The 18813-nt window shown below is 57.3% G+C and carries 15 protein-coding genes and 4 pseudogenes; 9 read left to right on the forward strand and 10 right to left on the reverse strand.

Annotated features, from left to right (window positions below; translation table 11 throughout):
* Nucleotides 1-3: 3 nt before the first annotated feature.
* The 4 genes from sucC to N8E89_RS06335 form a co-directional block, all read right to left on the reverse strand.
* The gene (gene sucC / locus N8E89_RS06320; protein ID WP_262261465.1) at nucleotides 4-1200 is read right to left on the reverse strand and encodes an ADP-forming succinate--CoA ligase subunit beta; all 1197 of its coding nucleotides are present in this window, start codon (nucleotides 1198-1200) and stop codon (nucleotides 4-6) included.
* Nucleotides 1201-1271: 71 nt separating this feature from the next.
* A complete protein-coding gene (mdh, locus tag N8E89_RS06325; protein ID WP_106662128.1) occupies nucleotides 1272-2234 on the reverse strand; it encodes a malate dehydrogenase in 963 nt (320 codons plus the stop codon).
* Nucleotides 2235-2536: 302 nt separating this feature from the next.
* Complete coding sequence (zapE, locus tag N8E89_RS06330; RefSeq protein ID WP_262261466.1) at nucleotides 2537-3730, reverse strand: cell division protein ZapE; 1194 nt, start codon at nucleotides 3728-3730, stop codon at nucleotides 2537-2539.
* A gap of 47 nt (nucleotides 3731-3777) precedes the next feature.
* Nucleotides 3778-4323 carry a protease inhibitor Inh/omp19 family protein gene (locus N8E89_RS06335; RefSeq protein ID WP_106662130.1) on the reverse strand — a complete coding sequence of 182 codons (546 nt, stop codon included), beginning with the start codon at nucleotides 4321-4323 and terminating at the stop codon, nucleotides 3778-3780.
* 430 nt (nucleotides 4324-4753) lie between these two features.
* Between N8E89_RS06335 and N8E89_RS06340 the strand changes: the two genes are divergently transcribed.
* From N8E89_RS06340 to N8E89_RS06370, 6 genes and pseudogenes are all read left to right on the forward strand, one after another.
* Nucleotides 4754-5467: a siderophore-interacting protein gene (locus N8E89_RS06340; protein WP_262261845.1), complete on the forward strand. Its 714-nt coding sequence runs from the start codon at nucleotides 4754-4756 to the stop codon at nucleotides 5465-5467.
* A 236-nt stretch (nucleotides 5468-5703) separates the two neighbouring features.
* Complete coding sequence (dapF, locus tag N8E89_RS06345) at nucleotides 5704-6597, forward strand: diaminopimelate epimerase (protein WP_262261847.1); 894 nt, start codon at nucleotides 5704-5706, stop codon at nucleotides 6595-6597.
* The gene (gene mtaB, locus N8E89_RS06350) at nucleotides 6597-7892 is read left to right on the forward strand and encodes a tRNA (N(6)-L-threonylcarbamoyladenosine(37)-C(2))-methylthiotransferase MtaB (RefSeq protein WP_262261467.1); all 1296 of its coding nucleotides are present in this window, start codon (nucleotides 6597-6599) and stop codon (nucleotides 7890-7892) included. Before dapF ends, mtaB begins: the two co-directional genes overlap by 1 nt.
* Before the next feature lie 23 nt (nucleotides 7893-7915).
* Nucleotides 7916-9479: pseudogene (gene ftsY, locus N8E89_RS06360) on the forward strand (signal recognition particle-docking protein FtsY).
* The gene (locus N8E89_RS06365; protein WP_106662134.1) at nucleotides 9479-10147 is read left to right on the forward strand and encodes a septation protein A; all 669 of its coding nucleotides are present in this window, start codon (nucleotides 9479-9481) and stop codon (nucleotides 10145-10147) included. The pseudogene ftsY and the gene N8E89_RS06365 overlap by 1 nt, the downstream one beginning before the upstream one ends.
* A gap of 183 nt (nucleotides 10148-10330) precedes the next feature.
* The gene (locus N8E89_RS06370; RefSeq protein WP_262261469.1) at nucleotides 10331-10678 is read left to right on the forward strand and encodes a hypothetical protein; all 348 of its coding nucleotides are present in this window, start codon (nucleotides 10331-10333) and stop codon (nucleotides 10676-10678) included.
* Between the two features lie 7 nt (nucleotides 10679-10685).
* Here N8E89_RS06370 and N8E89_RS06375 read toward each other — a convergent pair.
* The 5 genes and pseudogenes from N8E89_RS06375 to ccmA form a co-directional block, all read right to left on the reverse strand.
* Nucleotides 10686-11286, reverse strand: a pseudogene (locus tag N8E89_RS06375) (DsbE family thiol:disulfide interchange protein).
* Nucleotides 11283-11456: a heme exporter protein CcmD gene (ccmD, locus tag N8E89_RS06380; RefSeq protein ID WP_106662137.1), complete on the reverse strand. Its 174-nt coding sequence runs from the start codon at nucleotides 11454-11456 to the stop codon at nucleotides 11283-11285. The pseudogene N8E89_RS06375 and the gene ccmD overlap by 4 nt, the downstream one beginning before the upstream one ends.
* Nucleotides 11453-12220, reverse strand: a complete 768-nt coding sequence (locus N8E89_RS06385; RefSeq protein ID WP_106662138.1) for a heme ABC transporter permease — start codon at nucleotides 12218-12220, stop codon at nucleotides 11453-11455. The genes ccmD and N8E89_RS06385 overlap by 4 nt, the downstream gene beginning before the upstream one ends.
* Before the next feature lie 47 nt (nucleotides 12221-12267).
* Complete coding sequence (ccmB, locus tag N8E89_RS06390) at nucleotides 12268-12933, reverse strand: heme exporter protein CcmB (protein ID WP_106662139.1); 666 nt, start codon at nucleotides 12931-12933, stop codon at nucleotides 12268-12270.
* A pseudogene (gene ccmA, locus N8E89_RS06395) lies at nucleotides 12933-13542 on the reverse strand (heme ABC exporter ATP-binding protein CcmA). Before ccmA ends, ccmB begins: the two are co-directional and overlap by 1 nt.
* Before the next feature lie 290 nt (nucleotides 13543-13832).
* Between ccmA and acnA the strand changes: the two are divergent.
* The 3 genes and pseudogenes from acnA to N8E89_RS06410 all read left to right on the forward strand — a co-directional run bounded on the left by acnA (nucleotide 13833) and on the right by N8E89_RS06410 (nucleotide 18249).
* Nucleotides 13833-16521, forward strand: a pseudogene (gene acnA, locus N8E89_RS06400) (aconitate hydratase AcnA).
* A gap of 237 nt (nucleotides 16522-16758) precedes the next feature.
* Complete coding sequence (locus tag N8E89_RS06405; RefSeq protein ID WP_262261470.1) at nucleotides 16759-17484, forward strand: DUF1223 domain-containing protein; 726 nt, start codon at nucleotides 16759-16761, stop codon at nucleotides 17482-17484.
* Nucleotides 17485-17877: 393 nt separating this feature from the next.
* On the forward strand, nucleotides 17878-18249 hold the full coding sequence (locus N8E89_RS06410; RefSeq protein WP_106662142.1) for a DUF2794 domain-containing protein: 372 nt from the start codon (nucleotides 17878-17880) through the stop codon (nucleotides 18247-18249).
* Here N8E89_RS06410 and N8E89_RS06415 read toward each other — a convergent pair.
* Nucleotides 18246-18806 carry a GNAT family N-acetyltransferase gene (locus N8E89_RS06415; RefSeq protein WP_262261471.1) on the reverse strand — a complete coding sequence of 187 codons (561 nt, stop codon included), beginning with the start codon at nucleotides 18804-18806 and terminating at the stop codon, nucleotides 18246-18248. The two genes, N8E89_RS06410 and N8E89_RS06415, sit on opposite strands and share 4 nt — an antisense overlap.
* Nucleotides 18807-18813 lie beyond the last annotated feature (7 nt).

The raw sequence follows: 18813 nt of genomic DNA on the forward strand, positions 1-18813 counted from the left end.
GCCTTAGTTTCCCTTCACGGCCTTGACGATCTTCTGCGCGGCATCATCGAGATCATCCGCGGAAACGACGTTTAGGCCGCTCTCGTTGATGATCTTCTTGCCCAGCTCGGCATTGGTACCTTCGAGACGAACGACCAGCGGAACCTTGAGACCGACTTCCTTGACTGCAGCAATCACACCTTCGGCAATGACATCGCACTTCATGATGCCACCAAAAATATTGATCAGAATGCCTTCGACGGCCGGATCAGCCGTGATGATCTTGAAGGCAGCCGTTACCTTTTCCTTGCTGGCGCCACCGCCGACATCGAGGAAGTTTGCCGGTTCGGCGCCATAGAGCTTGATGATATCCATCGTTGCCATGGCAAGACCGGCGCCATTGACCATGCAACCAATATTGCCGTCGAGAGCGACATAGGCGAGGTCGTATTTCGATGCCTCGATTTCCTTGTCGTCTTCTTCCGTTGTGTCACGCAGTTCGACCACGTCCGGATGGCGGAACAGCGCATTGCCGTCGAACGACACCTTGGCATCGAGGACGCGCAGACGGCCATCTTTCATGACGATCAGCGGGTTGACTTCCAGCAGACTCATGTCCTTCTCGGTGAAGGCCTTGTAAAGGATGGGAAACAGCGCTTCCCCATCGGTCCGCGCTTCGCCGGTCAGGCCATAGGCGTCGTTGATTTTCGCCGCGTCTTCCGCGGTCACACCCTTTTCGGGGTCGATGGCCACTGTGATGATCTTTTCGGGCCTATCGTGAGCAACAGCTTCAATATCCATACCGCCTTCCGTGGAAACCACGAAAGCCGGGCGGCCAACCGAACGGTCGACGAGGATCGAGAGATAAAGCTCGCGCTCAATGTCGGCACCATCTTCGATGTAGAGACGATTGACCTGCTTGCCAGCGGGACCGGTCTGCTTCGTAACAAGCGTGTTTCCAAGCATTTCCCTGGCGTTGGCGACAACTTCCTCCACCGACCGCGAAAGGCGAACCCCGCCCTTTGCATCCGGTCCGAGCTCCTTGAACTTGCCCTTGCCGCGGCCGCCAGCATGTATCTGGCTCTTTACCACGTAGAGCGGACCGGGCAGCGTCTTTGCCCACTCCTCTGCCTGTTCAACGGAGTAGACGGCGACACCATTGGCGATTGGCGCACCAAACGTGTGCAGCAGGCGTTTTGCCTGATATTCGTGAATATTCATACGTTATTTTCCTCTACGAATAATCCGGACGCTTAAGCGGCGGATCGTTTCAGAACGGTTTCGAGGCCAAATTATTTAAGGTTCGGCGCGATGGCGATGCAGGCCTCACAAAGACCGGCAACCGAAGCGACGGAATTTTCGAAGGCTTTCTCTTCAGTTTTATTGAGATCGATTTCAATGATGCGTTCGACACCACCTGCGCCGATAACAACCGGGACGCCAACATACATGTCCTTGACACCATATTGGCCCGACAGATGTGCGGCCACTGGCAGAACCCGCTTCTTGTCTTTCAGGAAGGCTTCGGCCATCTGAACGGCCGAAGACGCAGGTGCGTAGAAGGCAGAACCGGTTTTCAGCAAGCCAACTATTTCTGCGCCGCCATCGCGGGTGCGCTGAACGATCTGGTCGAGCTTTTCCTGGCTGGTCCAGCCCATCTTCACCAGATCCGGCAGGGGGATACCGGCAACGGTCGAGTAGCGGGTGAGCGGCACCATGGAGTCGCCATGACCGCCGAGAACGAAGGCTGTCACGTCCTCAACCGAGACCTTGAACTCTTCTGCCAGGAAGTAACGGAAGCGGGCACTGTCGAGAATGCCGGCCATACCGACCACCATGTTCTTTGGCAGGCCGGAGAATTTCTGTAGCGCCCACACCATCGCATCGAGCGGATTGGTAATGCAGATCACGAACGCGCCCGGAGCATATTTCTTGATGCCCGCGCCGACCTGTTCCATTACCTTGAGGTTGATGCCAAGAAGGTCGTCGCGGCTCATGCCAGGCTTGCGCGGAACACCGGCGGTGACGATGACAACGTCCGCACCCTCGATGGCCGAGTAGTCATTGGCGCCGACGAGCTTCGCGTCGAAATCGTCAACAGGCGACGACTGGGCAATATCCAGTCCCTTGCCCTGCGGTGTGCCTTCTGCGATGTCGAAAAGCACGATGTCGCCGAGCTCCTTGAGCCCGATCAAATGTGCAAGCGTTCCACCGATCATGCCTGAACCGATGAGGGCGATTTTGTTACGTGCCATGCTGGTTACTTCCCTGATCTGAAGTCTTGACGGGACGCCAAAGAACATATTTCCATAGTCGGGCCGCCGGACGGCAAACCTGTCACCACATGCCTTTGCGTTGGGACGTTCGAATATTCCTCTTTCAAAAATAACTCAACCAAAAATTTTCACCTCAATAAATTCAATCGTTTAGAATTAACGGGATTTACGTAAACGTCAACTATTTGAAGTCTGAGCAGAGCTAAGTCTAGTATTTCTAGCATATGCAACATATCAAATTGATGAAAGAAATGCCGCCAGCGCCACGGTAAGTAACGGATTCAGAGCTCGGCTGCCTGTGCTGCTGCTGCTGGTTCAAGCCGGCTGGCGGTTGCCAGATATTCCTCGCTCTGCATCTCGAACAGGCGCGACGCCGTTCGATCAAACTCGAAAGCCTCGGTGCCGGATTTGGCCACATAAAGCTCGTCAGGCGACGCGGCCGCCGAAATTACCAGATGGACGTGCTGATCATAAAGCATGTCAATCAGGATGATGAATCGCTTGGCTTCATTGCGCCTCGGATGATCCAGGACCGGCACGGCGTCGATGAAAATGGTCCGGTAGTGCTGGATGACCGCTGCATAGTCAGCCGCACCGAGGGGCTTGGAACAGAGATCAGCAAAGGTAAAACGGGCTGCCGCCGTGTGGGGCGCCGCTTGAGGAATGATGACGGTATGCCCCTTCACCTTGAGACTGTCGGGCGCGACAGTCGCACCCGCCGTCGCCGCAAGCCAGGCCTCGTTCATCAACCGGTCCGTCTCTTCATTGAGAGGCGATAGATAAACAGGCAAGCGGTTCAGCTTTTCCAGGCGATAATCCGTCCGGGCATCGAGATTGACAACATCCACATGGCTTTTCAGCAAATCAACAAACGGTAGGAACAACTGGCGATTGAGACCGTCGCGATAGAGATTGTCCGGCTCGACATTGGAAGTAGCGACGAGCACCACGCCACGTTGAAAAAGAGCCCGGAATAGTCGTGACAGGATCATTGCGTCGGCAATATCCGTTACCGTGAATTCGTCGAAACAGAGCACCCAGGCTTGTTCGGCCAAAGCGTCGGCGACCGGCGGAATGGGGTCGTCCTGCTTGGTCTCACCGTTTTTCAGTGCCTGGCGGTGCGCGTTGATACGCTCATGGACATCGGCCATAAAGTCGAGAAAATGTGCGCGGCGCTTGCGCTTGGCTGGCACGAGCTGGTGGAACATATCCATCAGCATTGTCTTGCCGCGCCCGACTTCGCCGTGAATGTAGAGGCCCTTGATAATCTCGCGCCGCGGTGCACGGCGGCTGAACAACCAGCCTAGCGCACTGGATTTGGTCGCAAGCCGTGTTGTGCCAAGCTCGTGGATAAGCCGGTCAAAGCGGTCGGCCAGACGCTGTTGTGCCGGGTCAATTTCGATATCGCCCGCCTGCGCGAGCGCATCGTAGCGCTCGCGCACAGAGGGAAACACTTTCAAATTATCATGCGACAATGCGGTCTCCGGGCGCGCTTAGACAATGCCGATGGCGCGCTCCACCTTTAGCGTGACAGGCTGAGATTCTGCCCGCCCGATGTCTGGCCATCGAATTTGGACTGGCCCGAAGAATACAGCCGCGCCACCGTACCACCTGCCGCATCATACAGAACCAGCTGCTTGCCACTGACCGCCCAGGACGAGAGGTTGGCAAGTTCACCGGGGCAACGCAGCGGGCCTGCACGATAACCCTGGCCGAATTTCGTCTGCGGCGTAGCGATCTTACAGCTCTGCCCGCCCATCGAAGCATTCCAGACGCCAGCGACACTGCCGGCGGTCAGATCCGGTGCATTTTCTGGCGGGAGTGCCGCAACCTGCGTATTGCCCTGTGTGCCTGGCGCCGTGGTGGCAGTGGTAGGGGCGGTCGGGAACTGGTTCGTACCGCCCGGCGGTGGCAACTGGCTCTGGCTCACGGCACCCGAAGGGGCGGCCTGGAGCGGCGCCGGTGAAGGTGTTACGCGATCCATATTGTCAAGACGCGAACTCTGGCATCCCGCCAGCACCATGCCGACTGCGGCAACGGCCAGCAAATTGACTTTCAAAGTCCCCATAACCTCGGTTCTCCATCTGCGCATCCCAACTTATGAAATGCGATTCCATTTGGCGTTATCTGCACGATACAAAGGCGATAGTGGCGAAATTTCAACCCGCACCCCGGAAAAACCGGCGCGTTTCCGCCCCTTTCCTGCACCAGCACCATTAAAAAACAATCGAACTGACAATATCGCCACACTCTCCAGACTTTGCCCTCGATCAAAGAATCGATTGGCATTAACCAATTCAATCATTTCAAGGTGAATAAAGTCTTATGGACTCGACAAAAGCCCATAACGGAAATGTGCGAGCAAGGCCATTGAACTTGCGAGAGCGGCAAGTTATTTCCTGAGTATGAATCTCATAAATAAATCGCCCCAAAGAATCCGCCATGAAACCAGGCTGCGTGTCCTTAAGGTTCAGGCTGTCAAACATCTAACTCCACTGATGCTGCGCGTGACCCTCGCCGGTGACCAGCTTGAAGGCTTCGCTAGCCCCGGCTATGCGGATCATATCAAGATCTTCTTCGCGCCAGCCGGCAGTGATCAAATTCTGCCGGTGCCCGGTCCTGATGGACTGGCGTTCCCGGAGGACAGGCCGCGTCCGGAAATGCGCGACTACACCCCCCGCGCCTTTCATCCGGCGACCAATACGCTTGATGTGGACTTTGTCCTGCACGGTGACGGCCCGGCCTCAAGCTGGGCTGCCCAAGCGGAGGTCGGACAAAAGATCGTGATTGGCGGGCCCCGCGGCTCGGTGATCATCCCCGATGCATTCCACTGGTATCTGCTCGTTGGCGACGAGACCGGCTTGCCCGCAATTGGCCGCCGCCTGGAAGAACTTCCGCCGGCTGCGCGTGCCGTCGCCATAATCGAGGTCGCCCGCAAGGAAGAAGAGCAGGTACTCAAAACAGCGGCCGAAGCAGAGATCATCTGGGTACACCGCAATGGTGCGGAAGCCGGCAACAACGACCTGCTCCTCCGCAAGGTCGAGCAGCTCAGCCTGCCCAACGGCGACTGTTATGCATTCATCGCCGGTGAGAGCAATACCTCCAAATCCTTGCGCAATCACCTCGTCGATCAGCGCGGCCTTAATGCCGAATGGGTCAAGGCCGCCGGTTATTGGCTGCGTGGCGTCGCCGACGCACATGAGCCGCACTGATCCCCAAGCAGGTATCACGAGTCTATTGCTGGCGGCCTGACGAGTGTGCCGGGAATCTTCATCGGCCTGTGCAAAGGCCTCTGTTTCGGCAAGCCGATCGTGCGTGTCGCATGACCATTCGCAAGTCGGGGGTTGGAGCTGCAGCTTTGATGTGGTCCGGCACTGGCATTTCCTCCCCTTTTCCGCCATATAAGCCCTCTATCGACAATCAAGGCAACCACAGGCTAGCGACAGGCATGACGGCACGCGCACAGTTTGCGAAGATGAATGGGCTCGGCAACGAAATCATCGTTGCCGACATGCGCGGACGTGCGGACCGGATTACGCCGGAGGCGGCCATTGCGCTTGATCGCGATCCCGCGACCAAGTTCGACCAGATCATGGCCATTCACGCGCCAAAGACCAGCGGGACGGAAGCTTATATCGAAATCATCAATTCTGACGGCACGCAGGCCCAGGCTTGCGGCAATGGCATGCGCTGTGTCGTTCAGGCGATGAGCGCGGAATCCGGCAAACGCGCCTTCACTTTCGAGACGATCGCCGGAATTCTGACCGCGCATGAGCATCCCGACGGGCAGATATCCGTCGACATGGGCATGCCACGCTTCGACTGGCAGGACATCCCGCTCGCCGAAGCGTTTTACGACACACGCAGGATCGAACTGCAGATCGGTCCCATCGACGCGCCGGTATTGCATTCGCCCTCAGTTGCCAGCATGGGCAATCCGCACGCCATCTTCTGGGTCGATCAGGACGTGTGGACCTACGAGCTGGAGCGCTTTGGCCCCTTGCTGGAAAACCACCCGATTTTCCCGGAACGCGCCAACATCTCCATCGCCCATGTTACCAGCCGCCACGCCATCACCCTGCGCACCTGGGAACGCGGTGCCGGACTGACCCGTGCCTGCGGCTCGGCCGCCTGTGCCGCCGCAGTTTCTGCCGTTCGCACGGGCCGTGCGGAACGCACTGTTACGGTCACCGTTCCAGGCGGTCCGCTGCTGATCGAATGGCTCGAAAATGATCACGTTGTGATGACCGGACCGGCCGAGTGGGAGTTTTCAGGCACATTCGACCCGCAGACCGGTGCATGGCAGCGAGACGAAACGGCACCTTCACAGGGAGCTGCCTGATGGCCGTTGACGTCGTCACCTTTGGCTGCCGGCTCAACACCTACGAGTCCGAGGTGATGAAGCGTGAAGCCGATTCGGCCGGACTCGGCACGCTGGAAAACGGCGCGATCATCTTCAACACCTGCGCCGTCACCAGCGAAGCTGTGCGCCAGGCCAGGCAGGCGATCCGCAAGGCGCGCCGCGACAACCCGCAAGCGCGCATTATTGTCACCGGTTGCGCCGCGCAGACAGGCGCCGGTGAATTTGCCGCGATGGACGAAGTCGACCTTGTGCTTGGCAACGAGGAAAAACTGAAATCCAATTCCTACCGCATGCTGCCGGATTTCGGGGTCAACCAGTTCGAGAAGGTGCGCGTGAACGATATCATGGAGGTGCGCGAGACCGCGTCACACATGGTCGACGCCATCGAGGGCCGCGCCCGCGCCTTTGTTCAGGTGCAGAATGGCTGCGATCATCGCTGCACCTTCTGCATCATTCCCCATGGCCGCGGCAACTCGCGCTCGGTTCCAATGGGCGGCGTGATTGAGCAGGTCAAGCGGCTCGTTGGCAACGGCTACAATGAAGTGGTGCTGACCGGCGTCGACATGACCAGTTATGGTCCTGACCTGCCGGGAAACCTTCGCTTGGGCAAGCTGGTCAAGACCATCCTCAAGGAAGTGCCGGATTTACCACGGCTGCGCCTCTCCTCCATCGACTCGATCGAAGCCGATGAAGATCTGATGGACGCTCTGGCGAATGAAAAACGGCTGATGTCGCATCTGCATCTGTCACTGCAGTCGGGCGACAACATGATCCTGAAGCGAATGAAACGCCGCCATTTGCGCGAGAACTCCATCGAATTTTGCGAGAACGTCCGCCGGATTCGTCCCGATATCGTTTTTGGCGCGGATATTATCGCGGGTTTTCCCACCGAAACTGACGAGATGTTCGAGAACTCAATCCGGATCGTCGAGGAATGCGGACTGACGCATCTCCACGTTTTCCCGTTCAGCCCGCGCGAAGGAACGCCTGCCGCACGCATGCCGTTGGTTAACCGCCGGATCGTCAAGGCACGCGCTGCAAGGTTGCGGGCCGCGGGCGATGCCGCCTATACCGGCCATTTGCACGGGCTCGTCGGCACTCGCCAAAAAATTCTCATCGAACGCGAGGGGCTTGGCCGTACGGAAGGTTTCACCCTCGTCGGTATTGACGGTGGGACGCCGGGCCAAATCATCGAGCGCATGATCAACGGCCATGACAGTGACAAGCTATTGGCCCCTGACCATGGCAATGATAGCAATCGGCGCGCAGCGTAAACTTAATCAGCAAAGCAGTTTTCATGGCTCTGGGTTTCATCAAGAAGATTTTCTCCTTCGGCAAAAAGGAGGTCGAAGAGGTTCCGGTCGAAGAAACTTCGACGGTACCGGATACATCTCCGACAGTCGAACAGGGCTACGAGGATACTACGGCGCAGGAAGCACTACCGGATACGGTTGAAACTGTACCTGCTGCAGCTGAACCCGTCGAAAGCCAAGCGACTTACTCAGAGCCTGAATCTGTCCTCGTTGACCTGGCACAGGAACCAGAAATTCTGCCGGAAATCGAGCCGGTCATCGTTGAGCCGGTCGAAATCGAGATTGTTCCTGTCGAGATCTCCTCGCGCGGAAGAGATCGCAACGGCACCCTTGCCGGAACCAATCGCAGAGCCGGCTGAAGCGGACGTAGCAGTTCCTGAAACTGTTCCAGAAATAGAGGCAGCAGCGCAAGAACGATCCGAGGCGGCGCCGGAGGCTCTTGAATCGCCGATGGGCGAACGGGTAGCCGAACCGGTAGCAGCACCGACCCCGAAGGCTCCAGCCGCTGACGCTGCCGGCCAGGTTGAACCTGTTCTCGTGCCGGTAAAACCCGCGTCATCGAAGGTAACGGTCACAAGAACGGTCGAAGAGAAGCCAGCCGATGAACCATTGCCCGTCGCTCCAGAGAAGCGGCTCACATGGTTCGAGCGGCTGCGCAAGGGCCTGTTCCGTTCCTCGCAACAGCTCGGCGATTCCATCGGCAGCATATTCACCAAGCGCAAGCTCGATGAAGATACGCTGCAGGATCTCGAAGATGTCCTGATTCAGGCCGATCTTGGCATGGAGACCGCTATCCGCATCACCGACGCCTTGAGCGCAACACGCTACGGCAAGGATATCAGTACGGAAGAAGTCCGTACGATCATGGCGTCGGAAATCGAAAAGGTGCTTGGCCCGGTGGCAAAGCCGCTGGAACTCGACCTTTCACACAAGCCGCACGTAATCCTGGTTGTCGGGGTTAATGGCACCGGTAAGACCACGACAATTGGCAAGCTTGCGGCCAAGCTTACAGCGGGCGGCCTGAACGTCATGCTTGCGGCAGGCGACACGTTCCGTGCCGCAGCCATCGAGCAGTTGCATATCTGGGGCCAGCGCACAGGCGCTCCTGTTGTCTCGTCAAAAATTGGAGCCGATGCCGCGGGGCTCGCCTTTGATGCCTGGAAACAGGCCAAGGAAGCGGGTAGCGATGTTCTGATCATCGACACTGCCGGCCGCCTGCAGAACCGGGCAGAACTGATGGATGAACTGGCGAAGATTGTTCGCGTGCTCGGCAAGAACGACCCTGAGGCACCGCACACGGTACTGCAGACGCTCGACGCAACCACTGGCCAGAATGCGCTGAATCAGGTGGAAATCTTCAGGAACATTGCCGGCGTCAATGGTCTGGTCATGACGAAGCTTGACGGCACCGCACGGGGTGGCATTCTTGTCGCCATCTCGGCCAAGCATAAACTGCCTGTTTATTTCATTGGCGTGGGCGAACAGGTCGACGACCTTGAACCCTTTGCCGCCAGAGATTTTGCCAAAGCCATTGCGGGAGTTGCATGATGGAAGAATCCGTATTCGAACGCGATCCGTCCGATCCGGCACATAAGGAAGTCAATCCTCTGCTGAAACTGGCTCTGGAGCTGGGCCCGCTCATGGTCTTCTTCTTTGCCAATGCGCGCGGCGAATGGCTACTCGAGCGTTTTCCTGTTCTGGCCAGTATCGGCGAGCCGATATTCATCGCGACAGCACTGTTCATGGCCGCGACATTGATCGCGCTCAGCGTTTCCTGGATCCTGCTCCGCAGCCTGCCAATCATGCCGCTGATTTCGGGAATCGTCGTTCTGGTTTTTGGCGCCCTCACCCTTTGGCTGCACAATGAAACCTTTATCAAGATGAAACCGACCATCGTTAACACCCTGTTCGGCATGATTCTTCTCGGCGGGCTTTACTTCGGAAAATCACTGCTCGGTTATGTGTTCGACAGTGCCTTCAAATTGAATGCCGAGGGCTGGCGGAAGCTAACCATGCGCTGGGGTGTCTTCTTCCTCGTTCTCGCGGTGTTGAACGAAGTCGTGTGGCGCAGCTTCTCGACAGACTTCTGGGTGGCGTTCAAGGTTTGGGGAACCATGCCAATCACGCTGCTTTTTACCTTTGCGCAGATGCCACTGGTGATGAAATATTCCATTGAACAAGAGGCAGTCGAAAAAGCGGCAAGCAAAGACAAGTAATTCCGTCAAACGGCCATAATTTCCACCTCATCGCGACGAAATCCCGCCGCGATCTGCGCTCAAGAATCGCGGCAACAGCAACGAATCTTCAGAAAGCGCGCTCCATGAAAACGGCTCTCATCGTGATGACCTTGATGGGTTGCGACTGCGATGCGAAAATCTGCGAATATATCAAGACCGCGGATGCCGGCTGGACCAGCATCGAGCGCTGCCGTGCCGATCTCGAAAGCCAGATCTCGTCAGAACACCAAAGTCGATTATCCGTTGATCACTGCAACTTGCACGGTAAAGGCTTCACGGGGGACAGCCGTCGCCAGCAGGTCCTTTGCCGTGCCAGCGCCCGCTGCCGAACGGCCAATCGAGACGCTGGCGCTCGGCACGCCTGTTGACGCGCCGGTTACGGTCGCAACGAAGACGACATTCGGCTATCGGATGATCACCGTCCCGCTCACCCACGCCTACGACACGACGGCCACCGCCGCGACCCGCGCTGCTGGTTGGGTGAGGCACTACGCCATGCTGGAAAACTGAGACAACGTTACTTCGCCCTGAGTGCCGCCTCGACAGCGGGGATCAGATCATCGCTGATCGAAGCTTCGGTGAAAGGCCCGACATGCTTGTAGGCTATGATGCCATCACGGCCGACCAGGAAGGTCTCGGGCACACCGTAAACACCCCATTCAATAGCCGCTCGGCCACTGGTGTCTGCACCGATCACCGCATAGGGATTACCGAGTTCGTCCAGAAAACGCAGGGCGTTCTCATTCTTGTCCTTGTAGTTCAATCCCGCCAGACGAATCCGCTTGTCCTGTGCCAACTGCATCAGCAGCGGATGCTCCACCCGGCACGGCACGCACCAGGAACCAAAGACATTGACGAGCGTGACTTGACCTTTGAAACTCGCGGGGTCAAGCCCGGGAACCGGTTGTCCGTCCTTCAACAGGCCACTCACGGCAGGAAGCGATAATGCCGGGGCAGGCTTGCCGATCAGTGCCGAGGGAATTACGGATCTCGTCGCGGCCGGATGCGAGCTGAAAAGCGAATATGGCCGCCAATACCGCAAAGAGTACAAGAGGCAGGAACGCGAACAATGAACTGCGTTTTGCCGGTGATTTCTCCAATTGATCCTGTCCGGTCACGACGCGTCGTCCGCTTTGGTGTCGGATCTGCGCCTGACACCCCGTGTTTCGAGTTCCTGCAACGCCAGGCGCTGGGTACGCTGATCGATGAATATCCATCCAATCAACCCGGCAAGGATAAGGATAGACGCGCCATAGGAGGCGACGATGAATGCGGTGTGGCTCGTCACTGCACTGGCCTCCGCTCCGCGCTGCGCGCCGCGACACGGCGCATCGCAACAACCCGGCGGCGCCAGATTTCATTGCGCATGGCCATCATGTGCAGGGTGAAAAACAGCAGGGTAAAGCCAATAGCCATGACCAGCAGTGGCCAGAGCAGCGAGGGGTCGATGGTCGAGCCTCCGATGCGGATAACCGATGCGGGTTGATGCAATGTGTTCCACCAGTCGACAGAAAACTTGATGATTGGAATGTTGATGAAACCGACCAATGTCAGGATTGCCGTGGCTTTGGCCGACTTTGCGGGATCATCCATGGCGCGCGTGAGAGCGATGATCCCGAGATACATCAGGAACAATACGAAAACAGAAGTAAGGCGCGCGTCCCAAACCCACCAGGTGCCCCACATCGGCTTGCCCCAGAGCGAACCGGTGATCAGGGCAAGCGCAGTGAACACTGCGCCGATCGGTGCAGCGGCCTTGGCAGACACATCCGCCAATGGATGACGCCAGACCAGCGTGCCGAGTGCGGCAACGGTCATGATCGTGTAGCACATCATCGACAGCCAGGCGAAAGGCACGTGGATGAACATGATCTTGACGGTTGCCCCCTGCTGATAATCGTCGGGTGCCTGCATCGACATCCAGAAGCCGGCGGCAAGCACGATCATCGTCATTCCGCTGAGCCAAGGTAGTACAGCGCCGGCAAGGCTCAGAAACCTTGTCGGGTTTGCCAGGTCGATCCATCGTCCGGTTTTGGAAACTGCATCACTCATGATGTTCTCTTAGCTTTCTGATGCCCTTTTCGCAATTCACCTCTCTGTCAGTCCGCCGAGGATTTGAGCGCTGCCGCAGCTGCCAATGGTCCCAGAACCGCAAAAAACAGCGTAATCGCAGCAAGAATAAGGAAGGGTGCCAGAAAAGGTGCCGGGTCTTCAACTGCGCCATAGGACGCAGACACTCCGAAAATCAGCACCGGTATCGTCAGCGGCAGGATGATGACCGAGACCAGGAGGCCGCCACGCGGGAGCGAAACCGCGACCGCCGCACCCACCGCACCAATCAGCGTGATTGCCGGCGTACCTACCAACAGTGTCAATGTCGTCGCACCGATTGCTGCCGGTTCCATGTTCATGAACAGACCGAGCAGCGGTGAGGCGACCACCAGCGGCAGCACACTCACCGTCCAGTGCGCCAGGCATTTCACCAGCACGGTGAGCGCCAGCAAATGCCGCCCCTGCGCCATGATCAGAAGGTCGAGCGAGCCATCGTCTCGGTCTGCCTGAAACAAACGGTCGAGACCAAGCAGCGTTGCTAGCAGGGCACCGATCCAAAGCATCGCGGCGCCAATGCGGGCGAGCAGTTTCAGGTCAGGACCAACGCCGAAAGGAACAACGGCGATTACCGCGAGGAAGAACAGGATGCCGACCAGCGCGCCGCCACCGGCGCGCAACCCCAACCGGATATCCCGCAGGAACAAGGCTCCCATTATACAACCGCCCCCAACGATAATTCTCTTGCACCGTCGAGGCCAAGTGGCAGATGCGTGGCGGCAACGATGATCCCGCCCTCATTGAGATGGGATTGCATCAATCGGGCAAATTGCAATTCTGATGCCTTGTCCAAGCCCGCTGTCGGTTCATCGAGCAGCCACACCGGACGATCGCTGATCAGAAGGCGAGCGATACTGGCGCGTCGTTTTTGGCCGGTGGAAAGATAGCCGAACGGCAGATGGCCGATATCGCCGAGGCTCACAAATTCGAGTGCCTCTTCAATGGAATGCTGGCCTGTCCCGTTGAACTCCTGCCAGAAGCGCAGGTTTTCGTTGATGCTCAAAACCGGTTTCATGGCATTGAGATGGCCGAGATAATGCGAGGCCGCAACGAGACCCTCGTATGCGTCGGGCGCGCCCTCAAGGCGAAGCGTGCCGTCGGCTTGTAGCAGCAGCCCGGCGATGATCTCGCAGCAGGGTGGATTTGCCGGCGCCGTTGGGCCCGGTAACAAGCAAGGCTTCACCGGCGGAGACGGTGAAATCGAGCCCGGAAAACAATCGCTCTCCGCCCCGCTCCCCGCCCAAGTTTTCAGCGATTAACCGCATCAATAGTCCGCTTTTTACGTGTCCCCAAATACCGCACGATCATTTCGACGCAGCATGCATTTTTGACCAATGTCGGTCTGGCACAGATCGACGAAAAACTCTATATAGCTGTCAACCATGCCAGCGGTCGGTGTGGAAACCATTTTTGGCCGATCTCGATACCGGTGCCGTTTTGGACACCTGTTGCGGGACGGACAGCGGAAATGACTGCACCCGCACCTTAGCGCGTCCTTGAAACGCGGCAAAGGCGTTCGTCCCGGGTTAGGCCTCAGCATAAGGACGAACGCAAAATGTCACAGATTGACAGTTTCAAATGCCGTAAAACCCTCATCGTGGGGGACAAGGAATATGTCTATTACAGTCTGACCGAAGCCGAGAAGAACGGCTTGGAAGGCATCTCCAAGCTGCCCTTCTCGATGAAAATCCTTCTCGAAAACCTGCTTCGCTTTGAAGACAACCGCTCGGTTTTCAGGAAAGACATTGAAAGCGCTCGCCAGATGGCTCGTTGACCGCGGCAGTGCCGGCGCAGAAATCGCCTATCGTCCCGCCCGCGTCCTGATGCAGGACTTTACCGGTGTTCCAGCAGTCGTGGATCTCGCAGCGATGCGCGACGCCATGGTCAATCTCGGCGGCGATCCCGAGAAGATCAACCCGCTCGTTCCGGTCGACCTCGTCATAGACCATTCCGTCATCGTCGATGAGTTTGGCAATCCACAGGCATTCAAGCGCAACGTCGACCTCGAATATGAGCGCAATGGCGAGCGCTACCGCTTTCTGAAGTGGGGCCAGCAGGCATTCAAGAACTTCCGCGTCGTCCCGCCCGGCACCGGTATCTGCCATCAGGTTAATCTCGAATATCTGGCCCAAGCCGTATGGACCAAAGAAGAAGACGGCGTCACGGTCGCCTATCCAGACACCTGCGTGGGCACAGACTCGCACACGACAATGGTCAATGGACTTGGTGTTCTTGGCTGGGGTGTTGGTGGTATCGAAGCTGAGGCTTCCATGCTTGGCCAGCCCGTTTCCATGCTTCTGCCGGAAGTTATCGGTTTCCGCCTGACCGGCAAGGTCAAGGAAGGCGTGACGGCGACTGATCTGGTTCTCACCGTGGTGCAGATGCTGCGCAAGAAGGGCGTCGTCGGCAAGTTCGTGGAGTTCTTCGGCCCCGGCCTGGAAAGCATGACGCTGGCCGATCGCGCCACCATCGGCAATATGGGTCCGGAATATGGCGCGACCTGCGGCTTCTTCCCAATCGACCGCGAAACCATCAACTACATGCACATGTCCGGTCGGGACGAAGACCGCCTGGCCCTCGTCGAGGCCTATTCGAAGGCGCAAGGCATGTGGCGTGAACCAAATTCGGCCGATCCGGTTTTCACGGACACGCTGGAACTGGACCTCGGCACTGTCGTTCCGTCCATGGCCGGACCGAAGCGTCCGGAGGGCCGTATTGCTCTTGAGGGCATTGCATCGGGCTTCCATGAATCGCTGCAGAAGGAATACAAGAAGACCACGCAGCTCGACGCCCGATATGCAGTCGAAGGCGAGAACTACGATCTCGGCCATGGCGATGTCGCTATCGCCGCCATCACCTCCTGCACCAACACCTCGAACCCAAGTGTGCTTATTGCGGCTGGTCTTCTTGCCCGCAATGCCGTCGCGAAGGGTTTGAAATCCAAGCCGTGGGTCAAGACATCGCTCGCGCCCGGCTCGCAGGTTGTTGCCGCCTACCTCGAGAATGCCGGCCTGCAGAAGGAACTCGACAAGCTCGGCTTCAATCTCGTCGGTTTCGGTTGCACCACCTGCATCGGCAATTCCGGTCCTTTGCCGGCGCCGATCTCTAAGACCATCAATGACAAGGGCCTGATCGCTGCCGCCGTGCTGTCGGGCAACCGCAACTTCGAAGGCCGTGTGTCGCCCGATGTGCAGGCGAACTACCTGGCTTCACCCCCGCTCGTGGTTGCCTACGCGCTGGCCGGTACCGTCACCAAGGATTTGACCACCGAGCCACTTGGTGAAGATCAGAACGGCAACGCGGTATTCCTCAAGGATATCTGGCCGTCTTCGCATGAGATCCAGGAATTCATCACCAAGAACGTAACCCGCAAGCTGTTTTCGGCCAAATATGCGGACGTGTTCAAGGGCGACGAGAACTGGCAGGCGGTCAAAGTGCCAGCTGGTCAGACTTATGCCTGGGACGACCAATCGACCTATGTGCAGAACCCGCCCTATTTCGTTGGTATGGGCAAGACGCCCGGCAAGGTCGACGACATCAAGGGAGCCCGTATCCTTGGTCTGTTCGGCGACAAGATCACCACCGACCACATCTCGCCGGCCGGTTCAATCAAGGCGGCCTCGCCGGCTGGCAAGTACCTCACCGACCACGGCGTTGCTCCACTCGACTTCAACCAGTACGGCACACGTCGCGGCAATCATGAAGTAATGATGCGGGGCACATTCGCCAATATCCGCATACGCAACCACATGCTCGGCGAGAATGGGCGCGAAGGCGGCTATACGTTCCACTATCCTTCCAAGGAAGAGATGCCGATCTACGACGCGGCCATGCAATACCGCACCGAGAACGTGCCCCTGGTGATCTTTGCCGGTGTGGAATACGGCAATGGCTCGTCACGCGACTGGGCAGCCAAGGGCACCAACCTGCTGGGTGTTCGCGCGGTAATTGCCCAGTCCTTTGAGCGCATCCACCGTTCGAACCTGGTCGGCATGGGTATTGTGCCATTCGTTCTCGAAGACGGCACAAGTTGGCAATCGCTGGGTCTGAAAGGTGACGAAATCGTCTCCATCGAAGGTCTTGCCGCGATCCAGCCGCGTCAGAAGACATTTGCCACGGTGACCTATGCCGATGGCAGCGTCAAAAAGGTTCCGTTGATCTGTCGCATCGATACGATCGACGAACTCGAGTATCTGAAGAACGGCGGCATTTTGCAGTACGTGCTGCGCGATCTCGCTGCATAAACGGCAAACTTTGCGAATAATCGAAGGCCGCCGGACAACCCCGGCGGCCTTTTGATTGGGCTGGCAGTAGAAACGTGATCGAATTCACCTCAAAGTGACTTCCTCTTGAAACCACCGGCTCCTATCAATCATCTCGCAATCATTTTGTCCGACAACAACCCCGTTCAAACTGGGAAGAAAATAGAACCCGTGCCCTTGCCCACTTTGTCCAGACGTATCTTGATCGGTGCTCCGCTTTTGGCGGCTGCCGTATATGTGCTGCCCGTCTGTGCCCAGGACGTTGGCAAAAAACCGGATGGTGTCGTTGAACTCTATACCTCGCAGGGTTGTGGATCGTGTCCTCCAGCTGACGCGGTGCTGAAGGAACTTGCCACGGAAGGCAAGGTCGTAGCACTCGCGTTTCACGTTGATTATTGGGACTACCGTGGTTGGACCGACAACCTTGCTCTGCCAGAAAACACCGATCGCCAGAACGCCTACCGCACGGCTCTGGGTCTAAACGGGATCTATACTCCTCAGGTAATTCTGAATGGCCGCGAACACATGAACGGTCAGGATGGACGGAAGATTCGCAGACGCATCGCGGAAATGCGGGACACACCAAGCGGCCTGATTGTCCCTGTCTCGATAGAGAAAGCAGCGCCTGATCGCTTGCTGATAGATATTGGCTCGGGTCCCAGCGCGACAAACCCCGTTCGGGTTTTGCTCGCCTACTTCAACCGGGAAAGCATCGTTGCAATTCCGGATGGCGAGAATGTCGGGCGCAAGGTCAGTTATGCCAACAGCGTGCGAGCGATGGAAACAGTTGGCATGTGGGACGGCAAGGCTCAAAAGATCGAAATTCCTTTGAGCGAACTCGCCAGCAAAAAGGCCACGGGGTGCGCCGTGCTTCTTCAGGAGATGCTTGGCGAAGGTAAACCAGGACCGATCATCGGCGCATCGATCATGGCTGCAAAGCCTTAGTTCCGATGTGTCCGTTCCAACAAAAACAGGCCGGATAAATCCGGCCTGAGATATTGGGGCATGTTGCCTTTCAGGGAGACTGATTGGTTCGGCCCAAACAACCCGTTGGGCGGGGGGCTTGGGGTATCGGACTGTCAAGACCGAACCGTCTCAGACAACATGTGAGGATGTTGGGTTTCGAATCGGGCGGCAATGCGAACAGAAAATGGCGAGAATGTGTCAGATCATCACCATTGGAAACAGGCCGTATTGCTTCGTGAGAACGCAGAGAAAGCAGTTCGTAACCGGCCGGAGATGACCACGAAATTGACTCCGGACTTGTAAATTTACGCAGATGAGGTCACCTTTACGTCATCCAGGTGTCACACGGCAATTTTCAGAGGCGGATGATTGATGGACAGCAATGCAGGTGGCGACGAATCGCAACATCAGGCAAAACTCGTTTCACTTGTCCGCACCAGCGAACTACCCGTCACCTTCAATCGGCGCGAGCTTGATCAAATCCTGCGAATATATGGGTTTATGGTTTCTGCGGGAGAATGGCGCGATTACGCCATCGACCATTTGATGGATCGTGCAGTGTTTTCGATTTTTCGCAGAACCAGCGAAGTTCCAATGTTTCGGGTAGAGAAGAACCCAAGGCTGGCACGCAAGCAAGGGCTCTACAGCGTCATAGCCGCTAGCGGCCTCATTCTCAAACGCGGACATGAACTCGACCGCGTTCTCAAAATATTCGACAAGAGTTTAAGCGTCGTACGCAGTTAAGTGCCCGCACTCCCTTCCAATGGTGGTCTGCCGGGCAGCGTTTGCGAACCACCGTTCATGTCGAGCTGCATCAGGACTGTATCCAGCCAGCGTCCGTGCTTGAAGCCTGAACCTTTGATGGTTCCTGAGTGTTTGAATCCGGCTCTGGCGTGCAGTCGCACAGAGGCAGAATTGTCGTGGCCATCACCGATCACGGCAATGAACTGACGAAACCCAAGGGCGGTACAGTCGACGACCAGTTGCCTCAGCAGTGCCTTGCCGAGACCCTTTCCCTTGGCTTCGGGTGCGATATAGATCGAGTCCTCAACCGTCCACCAATAGGCTGGCCTGGTCCTGAAATAACTTGCATAGGCATAGCCGATCACCGTCCCATCAAGTTCCCCAACGATATAAGGAAATCCGCCGGTCGTGATCGCGTGAAACCGCCGGGTCATCTCCTCCTGGTCAGGTGGGTCGATTTCGTAAGTCGCTGTTCCGTGGAGGACGGCATCGCGATAGATTTCGGTGATGGGGCCAAGATCGGCAGGCTGCGCCGGACGAATATGAATCTGGGACATGGAGTTT

This window comes from Phyllobacterium sp. A18/5-2 (assembly GCF_025452215.1).
Lineage (GTDB): Bacteria > Pseudomonadota > Alphaproteobacteria > Rhizobiales > Rhizobiaceae > Phyllobacterium > Phyllobacterium sophorae.